This window comes from Streptomyces sp. NPDC000941 (assembly GCF_053599555.1).
On sequence record NZ_JBSFMM010000083.1, the window covers coordinates 1 to 25597 of the forward strand.

Annotated in this window: 11 protein-coding genes and 1 pseudogene; 9 read left to right on the forward strand and 3 right to left on the reverse strand. The window is 71.8% G+C overall.

Translation table 11 applies throughout. The annotated features are described in order from the left end of the window. The first annotated feature begins 44 nt into the window (after positions 1-44). The 6 genes and pseudogenes from ACWDSL_RS25575 to ACWDSL_RS25600 all read left to right on the forward strand — a co-directional run bounded on the left by ACWDSL_RS25575 (position 45) and on the right by ACWDSL_RS25600 (position 16621). Entirely contained in the window at positions 45-9587 is a 9543-nt protein-coding gene (locus tag ACWDSL_RS25575) for an SDR family NAD(P)-dependent oxidoreductase (protein ID WP_450489130.1), read from the forward strand. Continuing rightward, positions 9584-10867 carry a cation:proton antiporter gene (locus tag ACWDSL_RS25580; protein ID WP_450489132.1) on the forward strand — a complete coding sequence of 428 codons (1284 nt, stop codon included), beginning with the start codon at positions 9584-9586 and terminating at the stop codon, positions 10865-10867. Before ACWDSL_RS25575 ends, ACWDSL_RS25580 begins: the two co-directional genes overlap by 4 nt. Then, entirely contained in the window at positions 10851-14111 is a 3261-nt protein-coding gene (gene fabD / locus ACWDSL_RS25585) for an ACP S-malonyltransferase (RefSeq protein ID WP_450489134.1), read from the forward strand. Before ACWDSL_RS25580 ends, fabD begins: the two co-directional genes overlap by 17 nt. A gap of 45 nt (positions 14112-14156) precedes the next feature. Next, a complete protein-coding gene (locus tag ACWDSL_RS25590; protein WP_450489135.1) occupies positions 14157-15380 on the forward strand; it encodes a cytochrome P450 in 1224 nt (407 codons plus the stop codon). A gap of 76 nt (positions 15381-15456) precedes the next feature. Further along, positions 15457-15930 (forward strand): annotated as a pseudogene (locus ACWDSL_RS25595) (3-hydroxyacyl-CoA dehydrogenase family protein); the annotation flags it as partial. A 16-nt stretch (positions 15931-15946) separates the two neighbouring features. Beyond that, positions 15947-16621, forward strand: coding sequence for a hypothetical protein (locus ACWDSL_RS25600; RefSeq protein WP_450489137.1), 675 nt, complete (start codon positions 15947-15949; stop codon positions 16619-16621). On the opposite strand, the gene ACWDSL_RS25605 is transcribed toward ACWDSL_RS25600, so the two are convergent. Then, positions 16596-17210, reverse strand: a complete 615-nt coding sequence (locus tag ACWDSL_RS25605) for an O-methyltransferase (RefSeq protein WP_450489139.1) — start codon at positions 17208-17210, stop codon at positions 16596-16598. The genes ACWDSL_RS25600 and ACWDSL_RS25605 overlap by 26 nt on opposite strands. A gap of 106 nt (positions 17211-17316) precedes the next feature. Here ACWDSL_RS25605 and ACWDSL_RS25610 point away from each other — a divergent pair, with 106 nt between their 5' ends. The 3 genes from ACWDSL_RS25610 to ACWDSL_RS25620 all read left to right on the forward strand — a co-directional run bounded on the left by ACWDSL_RS25610 (position 17317) and on the right by ACWDSL_RS25620 (position 19944). Beyond that, positions 17317-17673, forward strand: coding sequence for an effector-associated domain 2-containing protein (locus tag ACWDSL_RS25610; protein WP_450489141.1), 357 nt, complete (start codon positions 17317-17319; stop codon positions 17671-17673). A gap of 130 nt (positions 17674-17803) precedes the next feature. Continuing rightward, complete coding sequence (locus ACWDSL_RS25615; protein WP_450489143.1) at positions 17804-17965, forward strand: hypothetical protein; 162 nt, start codon at positions 17804-17806, stop codon at positions 17963-17965. Between the two features lie 56 nt (positions 17966-18021). Further along, complete coding sequence (locus tag ACWDSL_RS25620; RefSeq protein WP_450489144.1) at positions 18022-19944, forward strand: HEXXH motif domain-containing protein; 1923 nt, start codon at positions 18022-18024, stop codon at positions 19942-19944. A 29-nt stretch (positions 19945-19973) separates the two neighbouring features. On the opposite strand, the gene fxsT is transcribed toward ACWDSL_RS25620, so the two are convergent. Together fxsT and ACWDSL_RS25630 are read right to left on the reverse strand one after the other, a co-directional pair. Next, positions 19974-24473, reverse strand: a complete 4500-nt coding sequence (gene fxsT, locus ACWDSL_RS25625; protein WP_450489146.1) for an FxSxx-COOH system tetratricopeptide repeat protein — start codon at positions 24471-24473, stop codon at positions 19974-19976. Continuing rightward, positions 24466-25578, reverse strand: a complete 1113-nt coding sequence (locus ACWDSL_RS25630; protein WP_450489148.1) for an AAA family ATPase — start codon at positions 25576-25578, stop codon at positions 24466-24468. Before ACWDSL_RS25630 ends, fxsT begins: the two co-directional genes overlap by 8 nt. Positions 25579-25597: the final 19 nt, after the last annotated feature.

Sequence of the window (25597 nt, forward strand, 5' to 3'; positions counted from 1 at the left end):
CGGCCACCGGGCCCGTCGGGGCGCTGCGGGGCGAGCTGGCCGCGATGGTCGGCCGCCTGACCGGGGCGCGCCCGGAGGACATCGGTGCGCACGACCCCCTCGGCGAGGTCGGCATGAACTCGGTGAACTTCACGACCCTCAGCGTCGAGCTCCGCAAGGCGTACGGGATCGAGGTCTACCCGACGCTCTTCTACCGCAAGGGCACGCTGTCCTCGCTGGCCGAACACCTGTGGCAGGAACACGCGGCGCGGCTGGCCGCGCGATTCGGCGACGCGGCACCGGCGCCCGCCGCCGCCTCCGCTGTGGCACCGGCCGAATCCCCGGCGCACCGCGATGACATCGCGGTGATCGGCATGGGCGGACGACTGCCGGGATCTGCCGACCTCGAGGAGTTCTGGGACCACCTGGTCGCCGAGGACGACCTGGTGGGGGAGGTGCCGGGGGACCGCTGGGACTGGCGGCAGCAGCCGAACTCCCGCTGGGGCGGGTTCGTGCCCGACGTGGACCGCTTCGACGCCGCCTTCTTCGGCATCTCGCCGCGGGAGGCCGAGCTGATGGACCCGCAGCAGCGGCTGCTGCTGGAAGTCGTCTGGTCGGCCGTCGAGGACGCCGGCTACCGCCCGTCCGACCTGGCCGGACGGCGGGTCGGGGTGTTCATCGGCGTAGCCAACACCGAGTATCTGGAGCTGCAACGGGCCGCCGGGCACGGGCCACAGGGCCACACCGCGACCGGCTCAGCAGCGTCGATCATCGCCAACCGGGTCTCCTACCTGCTGGATCTGCGCGGCCCCAGCATGGTCATCGACACGGCCTGCTCGAGCTCGCTCGTCGCCCTGCACCAGGCCTGCGCCGCGCTGCGCGACGGCACCTGCGATCTGGCCATCGCCGGCGGGGTCAATGTGATGCTCATGCCGTCGGTGTACGAGGTGCTGAGCAAGGGCGAAATGCTCAGCGCCGACGGACACTGCAAGACCTTCGACAGCCGCGCCGACGGCTATGTCCGGGGCGAGGGCGCCGGTGTCGTCCTGCTCAAGCCCGACGGCCGGGCGCGGAGCGACGGCGACGCCCGGCACGCGGTGATCAAGGCGACCGCGGCCAACCACGGCGGGCGCACCACATCGCTGACGGCGCCCAACCCGGACGCCCAGGCCGATCTGCTGGTCGAGGCCTACCGGGACGCCGATGTGCCGGTGGAGACCATCGGCTATATCGAGGCGCACGGCACCGGCACGGCCCTGGGCGACCCGATCGAGACCTCCGGGCTGAGCACCGCCTTCCGCAGGCTCCGCGCGGCAGACGGCCCCGCTTCGGGACCCGGGTGTGCCATCGGATCGGTGAAAACCAACATCGGCCACCTCGAGGCCGCCGCCGGTATCGCCGGACTGCTCAAGGTCGTGCTCGCCATGCGGCACGGCACCATCCCCGCCAACCTGCACCTGCGGGCGCCCAACCCGTATCTGGAGCTGGACGGCGGCCCGTTCGAGATCGCCGCCACCACCCGGCCCTGGCCCCGGCCGCGGCACGCCGACGGGCGCGAACTGCCGCGGCGCGCCGGGGTCAGCTCGTTCGGCTTCGGCGGGACCAATGCGCACGTCGTGATGGAGGAACCGGATATGCGGGAATTCGGTGACCAGGACGAACACCTGGATGAGGCCGAGTACCTGTTCACGCTCTCGGCCCGGACGCCGGAGGCGCTGCGGGACGTCGAGAGGCGGCTCGTCGACCACCTCAAGAACCGCGACATCGCGCCGGGAGACCTCGCGTACACCCTGCAGACCGGCCGTGAGCCGATGGCGCACCGGCTCACGGTGGTGACCGACGGCACCGCCGCCCTGCGGGCCGAGCTCATCGCTCACCTCGCCGACCGGCCGTCGGCGGTGCGTACGGGAACGGTCGGACGGGACGTCACCCCGCGCGCGGCCGACACCACTCGCGACCTGACCGCCCTCGCGGCCGACTGGCTGGCGGGCGCCGACGTCGACTGGTCGGCGCTGCACCGCGGCGCCAACCGCCGCCGGGTGCACCTTCCCAGCTACCCGTTCGCCCGCACCCGCCACTGGTTCGCATCGGAGCCCGCCGCCCGGCTGCACCCGACGCTGCTGGACGCCACCACCGACCGGCACACCTACGCCAAGACACTGACCGGGGAGGAGTTCTTCCTCCGCGACCACATCGTCGGCGGCGAACGGGTGCTGGCCGGCGTGGCGTATCTGGAGATGGCCCGGCTGGCCGGCGAACTCGCCACCGGCGAGCCGGTGCGCCGCGTCGACGGCCTGGCCTGGGCCGCCCCGGTGCGGCTGCCCGACGGCACCGCCGAGCACCGGCTGACCGTCCGGCTCGACGGCTCCTCGTTCGAGGTAAGGTCGGACGGCGGCGCGACACATGCCCGCGGCGCCCTGGTCGCCGGGGGCGCCGGACGGCGTCCGGACCCGGTCGACCCGGCGCGGGTGCGCTCGCGCTGCGCGACCGTCCACTCCGGCGCCGAGTGCTACGCGATGTTCTCGCGGCTGGGCTTCGCCTACGGTCCGAGCTTCCAGGTGATCGAGGAACTCGCCATCGGCGAGCGCGAGGTGCTGGCCAGGCTGCGGCTGCCCGCGGCGCGGTCCGCGGACGCGGGCGAGTACGCCTTCCACCCGTCGCTGTTCGACGCCGCGCTGCAGACGGCGGCCCGGCTCGCGCCCGGCGCGGACGACCTGACCAGCGCGGTGCCGTATATGCCGTTCTCGGTGGAATCGGTAAGGATCTACGACGCGCTGCCGCAGCGGCTCCACGCCTATGCGACCCCCGCCGCCGGGCCGCTCCGCTTCGACGTGATGCTGCTCGACGAGGCCGGCGCGGTGGTCGCCGCGATCGACGGGTTCACGCTGCGGGCCGTACCGGCCGGGGACGCGGTCCTCGCCTTCGAACCGGTCCGCCAGCCGGCCACGCCCGCCCGGCGGGAACTGGCGGGCACCGTGCTGGTGCTCGGAGCCGACGCCCAGGGGCAGGGGCGGGAGGTGTGCGACGCGCTGAGCGCGGCGGGCGCCACCGTCCGCCGCATCGAGCCGGACGCCTCCCTCGCCCTCGACGCGGCCACCGGCCCGTACCACGTGGTGCACCTCGCCGATGAACACGCGGCCGCGGAGCACGACTTCCACCGGGCGCTGACGTTGCTGCAGACATGGCAGCGGGAACGCCGAGGCGCGCTGCGCTACCTCTACGTCCACCGTGAGCCCGCCACCTCGCCCGCTCACCCCGCGATGGCGGCGTTCGGCCGCAGTGTCCGGCGGGAACACCCGTCGATCGGCTTCGGCGTCCTCGCCGTGGCCGCCGGTTCCCTGCCCGAAGCGGTGGTGTCCGAGCTCCGCGCGGAGAGCGAGCCGGACGTACGGATCGACGGGAGCGGACGAACCCGCGCGGCCTGGCGCCGGCTGAGCCTGCCGGCCGGCGGCGCGGCACCGTTCACGGGCTCGGGCGCCCATGTGATCACCGGCGGCACCGGCGGACTCGGCCTGCTGCTCGCCGAGCATTTGGCCCGGGCGAGCGCGGGCGCGATCGTGCTCGTCTCCCGCGGCGCTCCGGATCCGGCGGCGCTGGCGCGGATCGAGGCCATCGGGGCGCATACGGTGCGAGCCGATGTCGCGGACGCCGCTTCGGTGCGTGCGCTGATCGCCGAGGTGCGCCGGTCGCACGGCGCGATCAGCGGTGTGCTGCACCTCGCCGGGGTGCTCAGGGACGGCCTGCTGCACGGCAAGGACCGGGCCGACGTGGACGCGGTGCTGGCCGCCAAGGTCCAGGGCACGGTGTGGCTGGACGAGGCCACGCGGGACGACACGCTGGACTACTTCGTCACTTTCTCGTCCGCGGCGGCGGCCTTCGGCAACGTGGGCCAGACCGACTACGCCTTCGCCAACGCGTTCCTCGACCACTTCGCGGAGCGCCGGGAGGAGCAGCGACGGCAGGGGCTGCGGCACGGGCGCACCCTGGCCGCGGCCTGGCCGGTCTGGGCCGACGGCGGGATGCGGGTGGAGGCGGCCGACCTGCGGCGCATGACGCGGGAGACGGGCATGCGCGTGGTGCGCACCGGCCCCGCCATGGAAGCGCTCGAGCGCGCCCTGGCCGGCTCCGCGGCGCGGGTGCTGCTCGCGCCCGGCGACCCCGACCGTATCCTGACCGCCCTCAACGAAGAACCGGCCTGGACACCGGCCACGCCCGCCACTGAAACACCCCGGCCGAAGGCGGTCGCCGAAGACTCCGGGGCCGCGGACTCCACGGGCTCCCAGGCCGCGGCGGAGCAGTGGCTGATCGGGATCATGGCGGAGGAGCTGAAGCTTCCCGAGTCCGAGGTCATCCCCACCGAGCCGTTCGACAGCTACGGCGTGGACTCGCTGATCACGCTGGGCGTGACCCGCAAGCTCGAGGACCGCCTCGGCCCGCTGTCGAAGACCCTGCTGTTCGAGTATCTGACCGTCCGTGAGCTGGCGGACCACCTGACCGCCGCGCACCCCGGCGCGTTCGCCCAAGCGGAAGCCGTCGCCGAAGAGGCCGCCCCGGTGCGGCCGCGGCCCGCTGCCGTCAGCGACGACATCGCCATCATCGGCGTCGCGGGCCGTTACCCGGAGGCCGACGACGTCGACGAGTTCTGGCGCAACCTCCGGGCGGGCCGGGACAGCATCGAGGAGATCCCCCGCGAACGGTGGGACAACAGCCGCTTCTACGACCCCGACAAGTCGGCGTTCGGCAAGACGTACGGCAAGTGGGGAGGGTTCATCCGCGGCGCCGACCGCTTCGACCCGCTGTTCTTCCGGATGTCGCAGATCGAGGCCGAGCACACCGACCCCCAGGAGCGGGTGTTCCTGGAGACCGTATGGCATCTGATGGAGGACGCGGGCTACACCCGTGAGCAGCTGCGCGCCACCCGCACGGGTGTGTTCGTGGGCATGATGTACGGCCAGTACCAGCTGTACGGGGTGCAGGAGGCGCTGCGCGGCGAAGGGCTGCCGCCGCACTCGTCGTTCGCCTCGGTGGCCAACCGGGTGTCGTACTTCTTCGACTTCTCCGGGCCCAGCGTCGGCCTCGACACGATGTGTTCTTCCGCGCTGGTGTCGATCCACCAGGCGTGTCTGGCGATCCGTAACGGCGACTGCGAGGTCGCGGTGGCCGGCGGTGTCAACATCACCAGCCATCCCGCGAAGTATCTGCAGCTCGCATGGCGTGGCTTCCTCTCCGAGGACGGCCGGTGCCGCAGCTTCGGGGCCGGTGGCACCGGATACGTCCCGTCGGAGGGCTCCGGGGCGGTGCTGCTCAAGCGCCTCGACGCGGCGGTGGCCGACGGGGACCGGATCCTGGCCGTGGTCAAGGGGTCGGCGGTCAACCACGGCGGCACGGGGCGCGGGTTCAATGTGCCGAACCCCAAGGCGCAGGGCGATCTGGTGCGCGCCGCGCTCGACCGCGCGGGCATGCGGCCCGCGGATCTGAGCTATGTGGAGGCGCATGGCACCGGCACCTCGCTCGGCGACCCGGTGGAGATCGCCGGCATGATGCAGGCGTTCCGGGGCGACATGCCGGAGCGGCTGCCGATCGGTTCGGTGAAGTCCAACATCGGACACGCCGAGTCGGCGGCCGGTATCGCGGCGGTCACCAAGGTGCTGCTGCAGCTGCGCCATGGCGAGCTGGCCCCCTCGCTGCACTCCGCCGAGATCAACCCGAACATCGACTTCGCGGCCACCCCGTTCGAGGTTCAGCACGAGGTGGCGCCGTGGCCGCGGCATACGCTGGCGGACGGCACGGTGCGGCCGAGGGCCGCGGGCGTGAGCTCGTTCGGCGCCGGCGGCACCAACGCCCATGTCATCCTGCAGGAATACCTCGGCGAGCCGGAGCCGGCCACCGCCCCGGCGGGCCCGCAGCTGGCCGTGGTCTCCGCCCGCGAAGCCGACCGGCTGGTGGCGCAGGCCCGCCGCCTTGCGACGCATCTGCGGGACGCCGCATGCGCGCCGCGCGACCTCGCCTGGACGCTCCAGACCGGCCGTGAGGCGATGGCACACCGCCTCGCCATCCGGTTCACGGACCTGCCGGAACTGATCCGGAGCCTGGACGAGTTCGTCGCCGGTGCCGCACCGGCCGACAGCTGGACCGGCGTCGTCGATCCGCGCAAGGCCCCGGCCGCCGGGCCGCTGCCCGCCGATCCCGCCGCGTACGCCGAGGCCTGGACGTCCGGCCGGCAGGTCGACTGGCAGGCCCTGCACCAGGGAGCGCGGTGCCGCCGGGTGTCGCTGCCCGGCTATCCCTTCGACGGCGAGCGGGTCTGGCTGGCGGCCGCGGACGCCGAGCCGGCCGCCCCGACCGGTGCCGACGGGCTGCTGCTGACCACGCAGTGGGAGCCCGCCGAGTTGACACTGAACACCCCGCTGCCCGGCCGGACCGCCGTCCTGGTGGCGCCGGGGACCGAGGGGCTGGCCACCCGGCTCGCCGCCACCCTGCCGGGTGCGGAAGTACTCACCCCCGAACAGCTCGCCGCAAACACCCGAGGCGACCGCTTCGACGCGGTGGTCGACCTGGCCGGCTGCGCGGATCCGGGCGAGCCCGCCGACCACTCCCGGCTGACCACCTGGGTGAGCTGGCTGCAGCGCGCGGTGGACAGGAATCAGCGCGAGCTCACCGCGCTCCTCGTCTCCCGGGGCACGGCGGCCGGACGAGGCGGCGCGGCGCGGGCCGGGCTGTACCGGATGCTGCAGAGCGAGTACCGCCATGTGTGCTCCCGGCAGGTGGAGATGGGCGACGCCACGGACGAGCAGCTGTGCCGGTGGGTCGCCGATGAGCTCCAGACCGGTGACTCGCCCGGCCGGATCGGCTACCGCGACGGCGTACGCCACCAGGCCCGGCTGGCCGAACTGGCCACCGGCCCGCGGCACGAGCTGCGGTTCCCGGAGGGCCACGCGCTCTGGGTGACCGGCGGCACCCGTGGTGTCGGCCTGTTGACCGCCCGGCACTTCGTCGCCCGCCACGGTGTGCGCAAGCTGGTGCTCACCGGTCGCGAGGCGCTGCCGCCACGGGCCGAATGGGCCGCCCAGATCGCGGCGGACACCACGCTCGGCCGCAAGCTGCGCCCCCTCGCCGAACTGGCCGATCAGGGCGTGGAGTTGCTGGTGCTCAGCGTGGCGCTGGACGACAAGGCGGCCACCGCCGCGGCGCTGGCCGAGGCCAAGTCCCAGCTCGGCCCGATCGGCGGAGTGATCCACAGCGCGGGCTTCAGCGACGCCGAGAACCCCGCCTTCGTACGTAAGCCATGGAGCGGGATCGAGCGGGTGATCGGCCCGAAGATCTTCGGCCTCGACACGCTCGTGGAGTGTTTCCGCGACGAGCCGCCGGCCCTGTTCGTGCTCTACTCCTCGGTCTCCGCCGTCGTACCCGCGCTCGCGGTCGGACAGAGCGACTACGCGATGGCGAACGCCTACCTGGACGCGGTCGCCGAGGCACGCCCGTACGGCCTGCCGCTGGTCAGCGTGCAATGGCCGAGCTGGAAGGACACCGGCATGGGACAGGCGCGCAGCGCCGCCTACCAGGCCTCCGGGCTGGCCGCGCTGACGGACGAGCAGGGACTCGAACTGCTGGAGCGGGCGCTCGCCTGCGGTGCGCGCGTGGTCCTGCCCGCGGTGGTACGGCCGGGCGCCGACTGGCGTCCGGAGCGGCTGACCGACCGTCGGCTGAGCCCGGACCCGGACCGCCGCCCGGATCCGGACGCCATCGCACCCGCCCCGCCGACAGCGGCTGCGACGCCGCCTGACGGGCTCCGAAAAGCGGTCGACGCGGTGGCCTCATGGCTGCTCGACCAGGTCGCGACGGAACTGCGGTTCGACCGGGCCCGGCTCTCCGGGGAGGTGCCGCTGCAGGACTACGGCATCGAATCGATCCTGGTCTCGCAGCTCATGCAGACCCTCGGCAAACAACTCGATGTGTCGATCGACCCGACGGCGCTGTACGAGTACCCCAGCGCCGATGAGTTCGCGGCCTACCTGGCCGAGGAGCATCCGCAGGAGCTGGCCACCGCCTTCGGCGAGGATCCGGCCGACACACCGGCGTTCACCTGGGGTGAGGCGGCGCCGGCCGCCGTCGGTACCGTCGCTGCCGCTCCGGTCACGGCGCAGCGCGCCGCGGAGCCGGCCCGGACCACCGCGGACATCGCGGTGATCGGGCTGTCCTGCACCTTCCCCGAGGCCGCGTCCGCCACCGAGTACTGGCAGCTGCTGCGGCAGGGACGCTCCGCGCTGCGCCCCATCCCCGAGCAGCGCTTCGGCCGGCCGATGGACTACCACGCGGGACTTCTCCCCGACGAGCTGCGCTTCGATCCGGAGTCCTTCCTGCTGTCCGAGGCGGACGTCGCGGCCATGGACCCGCAGGCGCTGCTGCTGCTGGACGAGGTGAACAGGGCCGTACACCACGCCGGGTACCGGCCCGCCGAGCTCAAGGGCCGCCGGATCGGTGTGTACGTCGGTGGCCGGGGCGGCCATATGCCGGACGCCGAGCGGCTGGAGCGGGCGAAGAACCCGGTCGTGGTCACCGGCCAGAACTACCTCGCCGCCAACCTCTCCCAGTTCTTCGACTTCCGGGGCCCGAGCCTGGTCATCGACACCGCCTGCTCCTCCGCCCTGGTGGCGATGGACATGGCCACCCAGGCGCTGCGCGCGGGAGACATCGATTCGGCCGTGGTCGCCGGGGTGAGCCTGCTCGCGGACGACCGGGCACACCAGGTGTTCGGCCGGCGCGGACTGCTCAACCCGGGGGCGGAGTTCCATATGTTCGACCGCAGGGCGGCCGGTCTGGTGCTCGGCGAGGGGGTCGGCGTCGTCGTACTCAAGTCCCTGGACCGCGCCCGGGCCGACGGGGACCGGGTGCTGGCGGTGCTCAAGGGCATCGCAATCAACAACGACGGGCGGACCGCGGGACCGGCCACGCCGAACCTTCAGGCGCAGACCGAGGTCATGAAGGAGGCGCTGGACCGCGCCGGCCACCGGCCGGAGGACATCGGCTGGGTGGAGGCAAACGGCTCCGGATCCACCGTCACCGATCTGCTCGAACTCAAGGCGGTCGAGCAGGTCTATGGCACCGGCCGGCCCGGGAGGATGGCGCTCGGCTCGATCAAGCCGAACATCGGCCATCCGCTGGCCGCCGAGGGGATCGCGGCCTTCATCAAGGTGGTGCTGATGCTGCACCACCGGGAGCAGGTGCCGTTCCGGTCGGGGCAGGAGCCACCGGCCCACTTCGACCTGGCCGCCTCGTCGCTGTACTTCCCCCGGGAACCCCGCTCGTGGCCGAGCTCGTCCGAGGTCGCCGCGCTCAACTGCTTCGCCGACGGAGGCACCAACGCGCATCTGCTGATCGCCCCGGCACCCGCGGGCGCCCCGGACGGCACCCGGGCACCGCTGCCGGAACCCGCACTGAACCGAAGGATCGTCATCCGGGGGACCCAGGGGACCCAGGGGACCCAGGGGACCGGTGGGGCTGGGGCGACCGAGGCCGCCCCCGCGTCCGCCGGAACCGGTGCCGGTCTGTTCTGGGACAGCTACCAGCCGGGGGATACCGCCGGCGCGGCAGAAACGAGGCCCGCATGATCACGCTTCATATGTTCCTGGTGGCCGGCCACGCGCTCGCGGCCGTCGCCGTCGTGCTGCTGGTCGGCTATCTGGGCCGGTTGACGGCGCGCGCGCTCCGGCAGCCCCCGGTCGTCGGCGAGATCGCGGTGGGCATGCTGCTGGGGCCCGCCCTGCTCGGGTTGGTCTGGCCACATGCCGAGTCGGTCCTGCTGCCGGGGCCCGTACTCGAGGTGCTGCGCCAGACCGGGCATGCGGGGGTGGTGTTCTTCCTGATCGGTGTCGCCCACGAGTTGCGCCTCGACGGTTCGCGGCTGAAGGACCGGGCGATCGCCTGGACGACCATGGGCAGCCTGGTGCCGTCCGTGGTGGCCGGTCTGGCGTTCGCCGGCTGGCTTCTGTGGTACGACCGTCCCGAGTTCCGCGGGGACGCACCCACCCCCGCGTTTGTGCTGATGCTGGCGATCGCGATGACGGTCTCGGCCGTGCCCGTGCTCGCCAGGATCCTCGCCGACCGCGGCCTGACCACCACCCGCGTCGGCGGGCTCGCACTCACCTCGGCAGTGATCATCGACGCGCTGGCGTGGCTGGCGCTCGCGGTGGTGCTCGGCCTCGCCAAGGGCGGTGGCGCGAAGGGCATCGCGACCGCGGGCGTCGTCCTGGTACTTGGTCTGGCGGCGACCGCGCTCGTCCGCCGGCTGCTGTTGCTCCCCGCGGCCGAGCGGTTCTGCGCGCGGCTGCCATGGGTGGTGACCGTGCTGCTGGGCGGGGGCGCGCTCGGTGTCGCCGCGGTGGCGGAGTCCTGGGGGCTCACCGCGATCTTCGGTGCCTTCGTGGTGGGGCTGATGATCCCGACCGGCTCGGCGCACTGGGACGCGCCGGTCCGCTGGGTGTCCACCCTGGGCCTGTGGCTGGTGCCGGTCCTCTTCGTCACCACCGGTCTCAAGGTGTGGAAGGGAGCCACCGGTATGCCGTGGCTCGTGGCGATCGTGGCCACGGCCCTCGCCGCGCTCGCCAAGATCGGCGGCACGTATGTCTTCGCGCGCCGGGGTGGTGAGGGGCGTACGGAGGCGCTGCGCCTGGGCGCTCTGCTGAACACCCGGGGGCTCACCGAGATCGTTCTGCTGCAGGCCGGATTCAACGCCGGGGTGATCAGCCCCGCCCTGTATCTCTCCCTGATGGTGATGGCGTTGGTGACCACCGCCATGACGGGCCCGATGCTGACGGTGATCGACCGGTTCCTGGCGGCCGGCGCTGTCTGGGAACCACGACAGGAGGTCCAGCGTGCTGCCACGGGCTGAGCGGCAGAGCCCCGGTGACGGTGGCGGGGGATCCCTGCCCGTCGTCTTCATGTTCCCGGGTCAGGGCTCGCAGTACTACCAGATGGGCAAGGAGCTCTTCGACCACAACGAGGTGTTCCGCACGGCGCTGCTCCGCTACGACGCCGTGGTGGCCGAGGAACTCGGCGAGTCGTTGCTCGCGCGGATCCACGATCCGGGGAAGTCCAAGAGCGAACCACTCATCGACACCCGGATCACCCACCCGACGATCGTCATGCTGGAACTCGCGCTGGCGGACACCCTGTCGGCGCTGGGGATCACACCGGACTACGTCCTCGGCGTCAGCCTCGGCGAGTACGCGGCGGCCGTCGTCGCGGGCAGCCTCGACCCGGCCGACTGTCTGCGGCTGCTGACCCGGCAGGCCGCCGCCCTGCGCGGCAGCCCGCCCGGTGGCATGCTCGCGGTGCTCGCCGAGCTCGAGGTGCTGGACCGGGTGCCCGCGCTGCGCGCATGCGAGATCGCCGCCCATAACTATCCGGGCAACTTCGTGGTCTCGGGCGCGGAGGAGGTGCTGGCCCGAGCGGAGGCCGCGCTGCTGGCCGCCGATGTGCCGTACATTCGCCTGCCGGTCGAGTACGCCTTCCACTCCCAGCTGGTCGACGACGTGCTCGACGGATGCCGGGACAACTTCACAGGGGTGACGCTCACACCGCCCCGGATCCCCTGGATCTCCTGTGTGGACGGCGGGCTGGTGGAGCGGCCGGGCGCGGAACACTTCTGGCAGGTCGCCCGGCAGCCGATCGAGTTCGGGCTCGCCATGGCGGCGCTGCGGGAGCGGGGCGAGTTCCGCTATCTCGACCTCGGGCCGTCGAGCAGCCTGCACAATTTCGTGCGCTTCCACCTCCCCGAGGGGACGCGCTCCGAATCACTGCCGCTGCTCAACCCGTTCGGCAAGGACACCGATCTGCTGGAAGAGGTCCGGCTGCGCGCGGCACCGACGCGGCCGTCGAGGAAGGTGCACGGAATGAAGGTCTACGGTTTCCCGGGACAGGGGTCGCAGCGGCGGCTGATGGGCAAGGGCCTGTTCGAGCGGTTCCCCGAGGAGACCGCGATCGCCGACCGCGTGCTCGGCTACTCGATCGAGGAGCTGTGCCTCAAGGACCCGCAGCGCCAACTCGGCCGTACGGAGTTCACCCAGCCCGCGCTCTACACGGTCGGCGCGCTGTCCTACCTCGCGCGCATCGAAGAGGACCCGACGCCGCCGGACTGTCTGATCGGGCACAGCCTCGGCGAGTACGCCGCGCTGTTCGCCGCCGGGGTCTTCGACTTCGAGACCGGGCTGCGGCTGGTGCAGCGGCGCGGTGAGCTGATGGCCGCCGCCGACGGTGGCTCGATGGCCGCCGTGGTCGGGGTCGACGAGGCGACCGTCACCGGCGTCCTCGACGGCGCCGGTCTCGACGGCCTGGACCTGGCCAACTACAACGCCATGGACCAGTTCGTCCTCTCCGGCCCCGCCGAGCAGATCGACACGGCCTGTTCCGCCTTCGAGGCCGCCGGCGCCCGCACCGTACGGCTCAACGTCAGCGCACCCCTGCACTCCCGCTATATGCGGCCGGCCGCCGAGGCATTCGGCCGCTTCCTCGACGGGTTCACCCTGCACCCGCCGACGATCCCGGTGCTCGCCAACGTCGACGCCATGCCGTACACCGCCGACTCGCTGGGCGAGCGGCTGACGGCACAGATCACCTCGCCGGTGCGCTGGACCGACACGGTGCGCAGACTGATGGGCCAGGGCGACTTCGAGTTCGTCGAGCTCGGACCCGGTCAGGTGCTGACCAAGCTGATCACCCGTATCAGGGCCGCCGCCGAACCGCTCCCGATGGCCGCCCCGCTGTCGGACGGCGCGGCCTCGTCCGCGGCCGGTGCCCCGCCGGCCGCGGACACCTCACCGGCGCACCGGGCCCCGGTGCACCAAGCCCCGGCGATCGCCGCCGACGCGCTCGGCGCGGCCGGCTTCCGGGAGCGGTACGGGCTTCGGCGCGCCTATCTGGTGGGGTCGATGTACGGCGGCGTGTCCGGCAGGCAGCTGCTCCGCTCCGCCGCGAAGGCGGGCCTGCTGGGCTTCCTCGGCACCGGTGGCCTCACCCTCGACGAGGTCGAGCGCGAACTGCGCGCGGTGGTCGACGAACTGGGCCCCGGCGGGGCGTACGGGGTCAATCTGCTCTACCAGCACAGGGCGCCGGAGCAGGAGGGCGCGCTGGTCGATCTGCTGCTGCGGCACGGCGCCGACCTGGTCGAGGCGTCCGGATACCCCTTGATCACCGAGGAGCTGGTCCGCTTCCGGCTCAAAGGCGGCCGGATCGTGGCGAAGGTGTCCAGGGCCGACCTCGCCGCCCAGTTCCTCGCCCCGCCCCCGCAACCACTGGTGCGCCGGCTCGTGGAGGCGGGAGCGGTCACCGAGCAGGAGGCCGGCGCCGCGGCGGGCCGGCCGATGGCGGACGACCTCTGCGTCGAGGCGGACGGCGGCTGGCTGACCAGCACGGCGGATCTGCTGTCCCTGCTGCCGGCGGTGCTCCGGCTGCGCGACGAGGCGGCCCTGCCCGGCCACCGGGTGCACGTGGGCTGCGCGGGTGGCATCGGCACCCCCGCGGCGGCCGCGGCGGCCTTCCTGATGGGGGCCGACTTCGTACTCACCGGCTCGGTCAACCAGTGCTCCGTGGAGGCGGCCACCAGCGACCGGGTGAAGGACATCCTCCAGGAGGCGCGGGAGCACGAGGTGGACAACGCCCCGTGGGGCGACCTGTTCGAGGCCGGGGTGCAGGCGCGCTACCTCAAGCGCGGGCTCTTCTTCCCCGCCCGGGCCGCCCGGCTGTACGAACTCTGGCGGCGGCACGACTCCCTCGCTCAACTCGACGACGACACCAAGGCCCAGGTGCTCGACCGATATCTGCACGGTGAGCGCTCCCCGGCGGCGGTGGCGGACACGGATCCGAAGGGGGCGCTGGCCGAGGTGTTCCGCGGCTACTTCACGCGGGGCCTGCGGCTCGCGGTGACGGGCGATCAGCAGTCCAAGGTCGACTATCTGGTCCACTGCGGGCCGGCGATGGGCGCGTTCAACCAGGCCGTCGCCGGCACCGCACTGCACCCCTGGCGGGCCCGCACGGTCGAGGCCATCGCCGACACCCTGATGGAGGGCGCGGCCACCCACATCACCGAGCGGCTGGAGCAGCTGGAGCGGATGGCCATCGGACGCACCACGCCCTGATGCCACAGCCCCTTCCACCCAGCTTCACCCAGCCAGGAGATCCCCATGACCGCCGTGTCGCCGGACGAGTCCGTCGTGTTCAACCCGTTCACGCCGGCATTCAAGAACGACCCGTACCCGCACTACGCCGAGTTGCGTAAGGCTGTGCCGGTCCATGAACACCCGCTCGGCTTCTGGATGCTCAGCCGCTACGACGATGTGCACGCCCTGCTGCGCTCGGGGATGTCGGTCGAGCAGGGCCAGGTCGGCCCCGGCCCGTTCCGCAAGACCTATGAGTGGGCGGATGTGCCGATCGAGCCACGGCTGAAGGGGCTCGCCATGCTGGACCGCGATCCACCCGGCCACACCCGGCTGCGCAAGCTGGTCTCCAAGGTGTTCACCCCGCGCGCGATCGGGGGCATGGAGCCGCTGATCCGCGACCTCGTCGGCGAAGCGCTCGACGAACTCGCCTGCGAGGGAGGCGGCGACCTGGTCCCCTCGCTCGCGTTCCCGCTGCCGTTCACCGTGATCTCGCAAATGCTCGGGATGCCGCCGACCGACAACGACCGGCTGCGCGCACTCACCGACACTCTGATGCGCTCCGTCGAACCCGTCACCGGACCGGAGGTGCTGCGCGCCGTCAAGGATGCCGATGTGGAGCTGGCGGCCCTGGTCGGCGAGGCGGTCGCCTGGAAGCGGCGCAACCCCGCCGACGACCTGCTCACCGCGCTCCTCGCCGCGGAGGAGGACGGGGACGTGCTCAGCAACGACGAGCTCGTCGCCCAGGTCACACTGCTCTATGTCGCCGGTCATGAGACCACCGTGAACCTGATCTCCAACGGCACCGTCGCCCTGCTGCGCAACCCGGACCAGCTCGAACTCCTGCGCACCAGGCCGGACCTGGAGGAGAACGCCGTCGAGGAGATGCTGCGCTACGACTCGGCGGTGGCCATCAGCAGGCGCGTGACGCTCGAACCCTACGAGGTCGGCGGGCGTGTGATCCCCGCCCGGTCGTTCGTCCTCGCCAACCTGGCAGCGGCCAACCGGGACGAGGCGTTCTTCGGACCGGACGCGGAAGAGCTGAAACTGGACCGGCAGAACGCGCGCCGTCACCTCTCCTTCGGCAGCGGCATCCACTTCTGCCTCGGCGCCGCGCTGGCCCGCCTCGAAGCCAAGATCGCCATCGGTGAGCTGGTGCGGCGCTTCCCCGGGCTGCGGCTGTACGGCGAGGTCGAGTGGAACGACCGGATCAGCCTGCGCGGGCCGGCCAAGCTGCCGGTCCGGTTCTGAGCGAGCCGACTGTGCCCCCCATCAGGAACGGAGTTTCTGAGTCATACGACCAATCCGACCGAACATCGACGGGACACTGGAGACCGCGCGCGCCCGGATCCATCAGCAGCTGCGCCACGCCCAGCTGATGGGCGCGCTGCCGACGGACCGGGAGCAGGGGGAGCTGACCTGCACCGTGGCGCTCCCGGAGGTCGCGGAGGCGACCGCGGTCATCGAGGCGGTCACCGAGTCGGCCGACATCAAGGCGAAGGTGTTCGCCGAGCTCTCGGCCGCGGTACGGCCCGGCACCCCGCTGATCTCCAACACCTCCGGCATCCCCATCGCGGAGATGGCCGGCTGGACCGCGCGGCCCGAAGACCTGGCCGGCACCCACTTCATGAACCCCTCGTATCTGATCAGAATGGTCGAGGTCAGCCGGGGCCCGCAGACGGCCGACACCACCGTCGACGCCGTGGTGGACCTGCTCATGATGGAGGGCTGCCTCGGCCATCCCACCGGCCCGCTGCGCACCGCCGACCTCATCGGGATCGACAACCTCGTCGACTCCCTCGCCGCGGCGCCGCCAGATGTACCAGGCCGGCTTCGAACGGGAGGAGGAACAGTCCTCGTTCACCCGCCCGACGGAGGAGTTCCTGCGCTCGCTCGACCTGCGGATGCGGATCGAGCGGGCGACCGACGAGCAACTGCTCCGGGTCGAGGAGCTGACGCTGCGCAGCAGCCAGATGAACGCCACCGGGGTGCACTACTCCGACGCCGCGCTGCGCGGGCTGATCGCCGACCCCCACCACGAGGTCCTGGTCGCCTCGTTGACCGACCGCTTCGGGCCGCACGGCGCGATCGGCGTGATGCTGCCGGCGACCCACCCGGGCGCCTGGCATCTGAAGCTGTTGGCGACCTCGTGCCGGGTGGTCTCGTTCGGCGCCGGGGCGGCGATCATCAACTGGCTCACCGACCAGGCTGCGCGCGCCGGAGCGCATCTGGTCGCGGACTTCCGGCCGACCGACCGGAACCGCATGATGGAGATCGCCTACCGGTTCGCCGGCTTCGGCGACGAGAGCTGCGACTGCCTGGCCGTGCTGCCCGAGACGGACGTCGACGGCCTGCGGCGGCTCCATCTGGCCGCGGACCGGCGGGAGCCGCACGCGACGATCGACCTGACCGCCCCGGACCTGACCGCGGACCGCATGGCCCCCGCGGACGGCCGGGCGGCGGACGTCAGGGCCGCTTCCGTACCAGCGTGATGCCGTCGGCCATCGGCAGCAAGGAGATGTCGGCGCGGCCGTCGTCCCGCAGCGCGGAGTTCAGCTCGCGGACGGCGACCGTGTCGGGGTCCTGAGCGGCCGCGTCGACGACCCGCCCGGAGAAAAGCGTGTTGTCGACCACGATGAGACCACCGGGCCGAAGAAGTTCGAAGCACTTCTCGAAATAGGCGCGGTAATTCGCTTTGTCGGCGTCTATGAAAGCGAGGTCGAAGGCGCCGGCTCCGTCCTCGTCGAGCAAGGTCGTGAGCGTTTCCGTGGCGTCGCATATACGGACCTCGATTCGATCGGCCACGCCGGCCCGCTTCCAGTACTCGACGCCGCTGTCGGGCCATTTGGCGCTGGTGTCACAGGTGACCAGACGCCCGCCGGAGGGCAGGGCGCGCGCCATGCACAGCGTGCTGTAGCCGGTGAAAGTCCGGATCTCCAGCACCTCGCGGCCCCGGTGATCCCGACCCAGCAAGCCGAGGAGCTGTCCTTCTTCGGCCATGACCTGCATCGCCCGCCTCATGGGCAGTTCGTCGGTCCGCTCGCGCAATTCACGCAGAACGTCGTCCTCGCGCAGCGACATTTCCCGGATAGCGGAAACGGACGACAACGGATCGGTTCGTGAAATCGTTGTTGGGCTTCGTCATCGGCGATAGAGTCCATTTCCGGGCGTCGAAGGGGGCGAACGGATGCCGGAGCGAGGACACGGCGAGGGTCAGGGCCCACAGCCGCCCGCGAGGCCGGGCGCCCGGCCCGGCCTCGAGCAGCGCAAGCGGCTGGTTCTGGCGCTGGAAGCGGTCCCGGTGATGTCCGATCCGGCCGCACGCGCCCAGGTCCTCGGACTGCTCCCACCCGAGATCCACGGCAGTCTGCCCAGATCGCCGATCACCCGGGTGGACCTGGTGGGCGTGGTGGAGACCTGTCTGGCCTTTCCCGGCGGTCTCACCCTGCTGTGGCAGGCCGTCGAGATGGTGGACTCCGGGTCGTACGCGCTGGGCGAGTTGGCCGCGGTGCTGGCCGAAATGCCCGGTTTCGACGGCGGTTGAGCGGTGACCCTGATGAAAAGGTGTCCGAGACGCGGCTACCCGTCGCTCCCGTGCTGGGACATGATGGGTGGACGGGAGAGGTCAGGCCCGGAATCGGGGAGGTCAGCGCGGGATGGATCGGCCTGGGACCGTGATCGAGTCGGAACTGCTCGATCTGACGGGCGTCAGTTTTGAGAACCTACGCGCACTACGCGGTCTGGAGTGGGATCAGATCGAAGCGCAGCTGCTGCGGAAGCTCTGCGGTTCGGGCGCTTTCGTCGCCGCTGACACCAAGACCAGTTGGAACATGTGACACCAGTCGGCAGCGGCGGCGAAGATCCTTTCCAGCGGCACCGTCCTCCGACTTCGGTGCGTGCTCCACGACATGGGCTTCCCCCGCGCCACTTCGACGCCCTGGCCGCCGGTGGCGGTGGGGCGGCGGTCATCGCCCACCTCTGGGACGCGGAGCGCAGCCATCGGCTGCTTCTGCTGGGACTGCTCATGGCCATGGCGGCCGACCGTCCCGATGCCATCGGCCCCCTGGAACACCTTGACCACGCATGGGAACTGCTCAGCGAGGCCGAGCGGCTGAGCCGGGCGGTGACCGACGACCTCCTGCTGCTGCCGGAGACCGGCGTCTGGCTCCAGCACACGCTGCGCCGATTACGTGAGGGTGGGGTTTCGCCGGACGAGGATCCGCCCCTGTGGGCGGACACCGGGCAACTGCATCTCATCGCCGCGGCTTCCGCGATACGGACCGGCCTGTCCTTCTCCCTCCGCCTCCCCTCGCGCTCGGGGACGGTCTGGTTTCCCTCGCTGGGCCGTGCCTCCCTCTCCGGCGCGGCGGGTCCGGGGGCCGTACAGGCGGACTTCGACGGCGCCGCGCTGACGCTCCGCCACGGCAGCGAAATGCTCCACGTGGCCTTTCCCTGCCGACGGGCCGCCCCCGGATGGCAGCCGCCGACCACGTTCGTACTCGAACTCCCAGAAGGACCGAAGAAGGTTCACCTCAGCGACCTCGGCCCGTATCGCCTCTTCCCCGCGGACCCCGCCGCGGAGCATTCGCCGTCGCCGGGCGAGCAGGCCGACCGCTGGGGTGAACTGCTATGTCATGCCTGGCTGTTGCTGGGGCGTGCGGATCCGCAGGCGGCCGAGGATGTCGCCGCCTGCCTCCGCTCCATCGAGCCGCTGCCCGCGTCGACGCCCTTCCGCTGGCACAGCGCCACCATGGGCGGCGGCATGGGTGGCCTCGCCGCCTCGGAACCGACGGCGGTGGAGCCCGCTGCCGCGGCCCAGTTCGCGGCGATCCTCACGCATGAGACCCAGCACAGCAAACTCAGCGCCTTGATGCATATGTACTCCCTGCACACGCAGGAGAACCAGCCGCGGCTGTATGCGCCGTGGCGGGACGACCCGCGACCGCTGAACGGGATGTTGCACGGGGTCTACGCCTTCTGTGCCGTGGCCCGGTTCTGGCGCGGGTATGTGCTCGGCGGTGGTGCGCCGCCGGACGAGGCGGCGCTGGCCCAATTCGAGTTCGCCCTGCGCAGGGAGCAGTTGCTGCGGGTGCTGCCTCCGCTGAGCAAGGATCGGGAGCTGACCCGGCTCGGCCGCCGATTCCTGGGGCAGCTGGCCGAGACCGTGTCGGACTGGGCGGACGCCTCCGTCCCCAAGGCGCTGGTGGGCGAGGCCGAGCGGGTGGCCGAGGACCACGCCGTGAGCTGGCGGCTGCACCATCTGGCACCGGATCCCTCGCTGGTGGCAGAGCTGGTCGAGCACTGGATCGCGGGCGGCCACACCGGCCGCCCGTTTCCGCGGGCCATCCCCTGGCAAGGCTGCCCGGCGCCCCGCCTGGCGCCGGACCCCACCGCCAGGAACCTGGACGCCCGGGCCGTCCTCACCCGGATGCGGCTCATGGAACCCGCACTCGCGAAGCTCCGAGCGGATCCCGAGCGCCTTGCCGCGACCGTCGAGGGCGCCAGGCCCGCCGATCTGCTCCTGGTCGCCGGAGACGCCACTGCCGCGCGGGAGCTGTACGCGCGGGAGATCAGCGCCGGGCCGGGCCCGGCGCCCGGCGGCGGGGCGGTCTTCCACTCCACCGCCGGCGCCTGGGCGGGGCTGCGGCTCGCGCTGGACTCTTCCGGCGGGCACCGGGCGGCCGGCCTGGTGCTGCTTCGGTGCCCGGAACTGGTCCGTGCGGTGCACCGGGCGATCGGGGAGGCGACGGGAGAGCCTGCGGATCCCGTCGCGGTGGCCGCATGGATCGGCCGTGCGGCCGAGTCGCCGGCCTGAGGCCGACGCCCGGCTCGCGGCCGGTGACCTCAGAGCGGCATGGGGTCGGCATCGCAGTTGCCGCGCCGCCAGGCCGCCGTGTCGGCGCAGGCGGGGTGGCTTTCGCCGAGTTTGGCCTGGAGCTCCTTGACCGCCGTGGCGTGCAGGGTGTCGGCCTTGTCGTTTCGGCGCAGCGCCCTGAGATCACAGGCCAGGTTGCCCATCACGACCAGCGCCGTCGGATGTGTTTCGCCCAGGGTGGCCTTGATCACCTCGAGGTTTTCGCGGTCGAGTTCGGCGGCCGCGGCGGCATCACCTTGCGCGAACATGTCACTGGCCAGATTGGCGGAGGCGATCAGCACATAGGGGTGGGTGTCGCCAAGGGCCGCCCGGGCCCGTCGGAGTGCCGACTCGTTGATGGCGCGCGCGGTGTCCACCTCGTTGAGCTGCCGCAGGGTGATGGCCAGGTCCACATCGGCCGCGGCGGTGTCCGGGTGGTCCTCGCCGAAGACCTCCTCGTAAAGCTCCCTGGTCGACTGCCCCAGCTGCATGGCCTCGTCGAGGGCTCCCGACTGCCGTAGATCCACGGAGAGGTTGAGAGAGGAGATCAAGGAGTCCGGGCTCCGCTCGCCGTAGCGCTCGGTCAGGGCCTTGCGCACCGGCCTGCTGAGCTCCAGCGCTCCCGGGTGATCTCCCGCCTTGCGCCGGGAGACCGCCAGCCGTCCCACGGTGCGCAGCGTGTTCGGGTTCATCTCGCCGAAGACTCTGCGGAACTTGTCGACCAGTTCCTCGAACATCCGGGCTGACAGGGCGTATTCGCCCGCCTCCCGCCGGTCGAGCGCCAGCCCCGTCTCCGAGAGCAGACTGTCGTACGTCTCCTCGCCGAAGAGCAGCACGGTGCGCCGATAGGTCTCCTGGTCGAGCTCCATCGCGCGGTTGAACTCGCCGGAAGCCCGCAGCGCGACGGCCATGTTGTGGGAATGGGTCAGCGTCAGCGGGTCCTCGTCGCCATACGCCCGCACGGCCCGGTCGTACACCTCCTCGGAGATCTCCAGCGATCCCCGGAAGTCGCCCCGGGCACGGCGGTCGGCGGCCACCTGGCCGAGGGTGGAGAGCAGTTCCTCCTCCGCGTCGGTGCCGAGCTCCCGCACCTGTGCCAGCATGCGCTCGCTCAGGTCCGAGGCCTCCTGGTAGCGGCCCATCCGCCACAGCACGTACCACAGATCGCGGCAGAGCAGCAGGGTGTGCTGATCGCCCTCCCCGTACTTCTCCCGCCAGATGTCGTACGCGTGCTGGCCGAAGTCGCGCGCGGCCTCGTGGTCGCCCCAGAAGTAGAGGTACTGCGCGAGGTTGATGACCATCTGCCGCACGTTCCGGGAGTCCGACTCCACGGCCCTGGAGACCACCACATGCGGATACAGATCGGCGAACCGCCCCCAGTGCTCGGGGTCCCCGGCGTCGCGCGGGGCATTGGCGGCAAGCAGCATATGGGCGCCGCGCCGCATCCGTTCACGCTGCTCCTCGGTCATCCGGGCGATCAGCACGGCCTGCACCAGACGGTGCATCTGGATGGAGTTGCTGCGGTGGTCGATCTTGGCCAGGGAGTAGCGGTTGATCTCCCGGATGGCGCGGCCCAGCCGCAGCGGGTCGGTCAGCGCCCGGTCAAGGTCCGGGGCGATAGGTTCGACGGCCGCGCCGGAGAACAGCGACCGGGCCACCGGCTCGGAGGCGAAGTAGGCACAGATCTGCAGCAGTTGCAGCGCCGCCGGGTTCTTGCTCGCCAGATGGTCCAGCGAGACGTTCCACGCGGTGGCCACCGTCTGCTCGTAGTGGGTCGGCGGGGACACCGACATCAGTTCGGCCCGCTTCTCCTCGAAGAGCCGCAGATATTCCGCTGCCGGCATTCCGGTCTCCGCCCGCCAGGCCGATGCCTGCTCGACCGCCAGCGGCAGATCGCCAAGGACCTCCGCGAGCTGGTCCGCCTCCGCGTTGGGGAGATCGGGGTTGCGACGCTGCAGGAGCTGAATGCTCTCGGAGCGTTTGAACACATCCACCTCCAGTGGATGGGCCAGCGTGTTCCACTGGGGGTTGCGGGAGGTGACCAGAATGGAACCGGAAGGACCGCCTGCCGGGCTGCTCGGGAAGAACTCCTGTACCGATTCCGGACTTTCCGCATTGTCGAACACCAGCAGCCAATTTCCGTAAGGATTCCCGGTGCGCAGCGCCTCCAGGACCGCGGGCACCGCGGTGATGGCCTCGGCGGTCACCGGCAGGTGCAGCCGCTGGGCGAGTTCCACCAGCGCCTGGGCGATCTGGGTGGGCCGTTCGGCCGGAATCCACCAAACGACGTCGTATCGGGCGGCATGTCGATAAACGTATTCCAGGGCCAGTTGGGACTTTCCGACACCGCCCATGCCGTGCAGCGCATGCGGAAGCACCGCGGTCGGGCCGTCACGGAGATCACCTTCCAAACGCTCGAGCAGTGCCTCGCGCCCGGTGAAGACGAGGTTCCGCGGCGGCATGTTCCCCCAGACGGCGGGGCGTGTCGACGGTCCGGAGGAGCCTCGCTCGAGCGACGCGCCCGAATCCGGAGTCGTCGCGCCCTGGGAAACCGCGGTCAAATTCGTACCTCCTCGAAGTGCGCCGTCGCCGCCTACACCTCCCTGCTGTGAGGGGACAGGCGTCTCGGGCGTTCCTGGAATATTCACTGTGACAGGGCCTTCGTTGTGTTCGGCAGGGTTGCTCTCTCCGCGCGCCGTTGGGGCAATCCTTTGATCCGATGAAGCGCGGGTGGTGCGAATGACGTGCTGGATTCGGCGAGCCCGGCGCAAATGGGCCCCGGACAGCGCCTCCAATACGACATGTTCTATTTCTCGGAAATGGAGGTTGTCCCCGGTGACCTCGGGTTCCGGCGGAACGTCCCCACCGCTGAGGTGGATCAGCAGCTCACGGGCCGCACCGCTGTGTGGTGCCAGAAACTCCGCGGCGATCCTCGACGCCATTTCCGTTGCCTGCCGGGTGCTCGAGGCGAGCAGCTCCTCACGCACTCCCTGGCCGAAGAGAAAAGAATTCCCACCGCTCTCGGGCACGGGTTCGACAAGGCCGCTCATAAAGAATTCAGCCAGATGGGCCGGGCCCGTTCGGGGCGGGGTGCGGCGCTGAACGGCGTACATGACGGGAAGGTCGAGCGGGACCGCGGCCAGCCGGGCGGCGAGCGAGAAGGCCTCCGGTGAGGCCCACACCCGGAAACGGGCGACGCGCTCCACGGCGCCGGCCAGGGGCCTGGTGTGCTCCGGCCGCGGGGCGGGTGCCTCGGATCGGTTCGGGGGTACGAGAAGCGCGGCCACCTCGGTCCAGCGCGGCCCCTCGCCGGCGATGAAGCGGACCCAGGGGGCGATCCACTCGTCGGCGACCTCCAGGACGGGCACCGGGACCGGGCGCCGACCGGGGGGCGCTTCCGCGGCCGACTCCGCGATAGGGGCCTCGGTGAACTCCCAGTCCATGCGGGCGCTCCCGGCCCAGGGGCCGGAGGCGCGCAGCCGGACTCGCCGTGGGTCGAGGGCGGTGCGGTGCCACAGCCGCTGCGGGAGTGTCGCGAGTACGGCCACGGGCTGATGCCGGCCCCATATGGCCAGCGCCTCCTGGACGGCGCCCGCGCGCCAGGCGGGGGCGAGGCCGTCGGTGAGGACGAGCACGATCCGGCGCCCGGTGGGATCGGCCACGCTCCTCGGCGGCTGGGGCCTCGACCGGCGGTTCGGGCCCCGCAGCACGACCTCGCCCGGGCGGTCGGAGTGGGTGTCCATGAAGCGCAGCCGCAGATCGCGGAAGCCGCCGTGGTGGCGCAGCGCCGCCATGAGGCGCCGGGCGAGGGCGGCCCAGAGCGTCATCTGCGGGCCCGCGTCCACCACCAGGACCGCGTCCCAGCGGCGTTCGTTTCCCGGGCTCATCGCCGGGGGCAGCCCGGGGGCCTCGGCCAGCCGCTCGGCGGTCGCCTCCTCGTCCAGCTCCTGGTGGCGCGTCGAACGCGTCCACTGGCGCAGGGGGCGTAACGCGGACGCCACCTCGGCCGTGGGGAGGCCGTCGGCGGCGCCGGGTCGCGGTGGTGGCCACCGCCGGACGGCATGGGTGTCGGATAAGCGGGCTGATCGGGTGGGCGCGGGGTGATCGGCGGGAAGGACCACGGGGGGTGGTGGCGGCTCTGGCTGCGGAAGGCCCTCCGGTAACCGCCCTTGTGGTTCGCTACCGCCGCCCGTGGGCGACGTGGAGCGCCCAGCGGCATCAGGTTCCGGCTCCGGTGCCGACATGGCGGGCGGTGTCGGCATGGTGGGCCGCGGCTCCCCGGGCGCCGGCGGCTCGTCGGCCGGCGGCGACGCGTCGGAGCGCGACGGCCCGGCCAGCTCCGGGTGGTGGCGGGCCAGCCACAGAGCGTCCGCGACCTCCCACCACCGTAGCCCGCCGACCGGCAGACGTCCGTGGCCCGGGGGGGTGGCAGGGCCGTCAGCCGCACCGTCCGCCCCGGACCGCTCGGGAACCGGCGGACGTTCAGGCACGCGGTTCCGCCCCGTCGGCGCGTACGTCGGTACTCAGCGGGTGCCAGATGGCCCTGAGCAGGGCCTGCCACTCGGCGTCGTCGCCCTCGGCAGGCGTATACGCGCCGGAGGTCGCCAGATGGGCGGCGTTGAGCAGCTGATCGGCCGCCAGGCCGTGCACCTGCTCGCTGCGTGTCATGAAGTCCCGGACCAGCCTGTCGTGCATATCGCCCAACTGGTCGGCGAAGTGCGCGGCGACCAGCTCGCCCAGTGCCTCCGGGCCCGGGTCCGGTATATCGAATCGGAGGCTGCGACGCATAAACGCCTCCGGGAACTCGCGCTCCCCGTTCGAGGTCATGATGACCAGAGGGAATGATCGAGTGGTGACAAGCCCGTCCACAATGGGGGCATTTCTGCCCGGATCCGCGGTGTGGACGATCACTTCGGGGGACCGGCGCTTCACCCGGACGAGTGGGGGCACGGCGTACCAGCCGTCCTCGAAGAGCGTGAGCAGATCGTTCGGGAGGTCGGCGTCGCCCTTGTCGAGCTCGTCGATGAGCAGGACCCTCGGTAAGCGGTGGGGGAGCAGCGCGGTGCCCAGCGGGCCGAGCTGGATGAACTCGCCGATGTCCACGCGGGCTTCGTCACCGGAAGCCGGGTCGCCGCCCCCGTCCGGGCCGTCCGCCGGGCCGCTGTGCTGCCGCGCCGCGTACCAGGCCTGGCCCGCCTGGGCGCGGCCGATCACATCGTATTCGAACAGACCCGAGGCGAGGGTCGTCCGGGAGGTGATGGGCCACTGGAGCACCCGGCCCAGTCGCAGCTCACGGGCGATGCGATAGGCGAGGGTGGACTTGCCCACGCCGGGGCGGCCGGTGACCAGCAGCGGACGCCGCAGCAGAATCGCCGCGTTGACCAGGCGGACCTCCTCCGCCGATGGGCTGCGCACCGCGCCGATGGGGCCGAGCCGCCGGTCGGCCTCGTCGTCGTCGGGCGGCTGAGGCAGACAGGGCCCGCCCTGGAAGGTCCGCCAGCGCGGCCCGTCCGGCCACTGGCGCTCCTCGTACGGGACATCGGGCAGCACCGCTCCCGTCCCCTGGTACCGGACTGCGGCGGTGGCGGCCGGCATGTCCGCCCCTCCGGTTCTC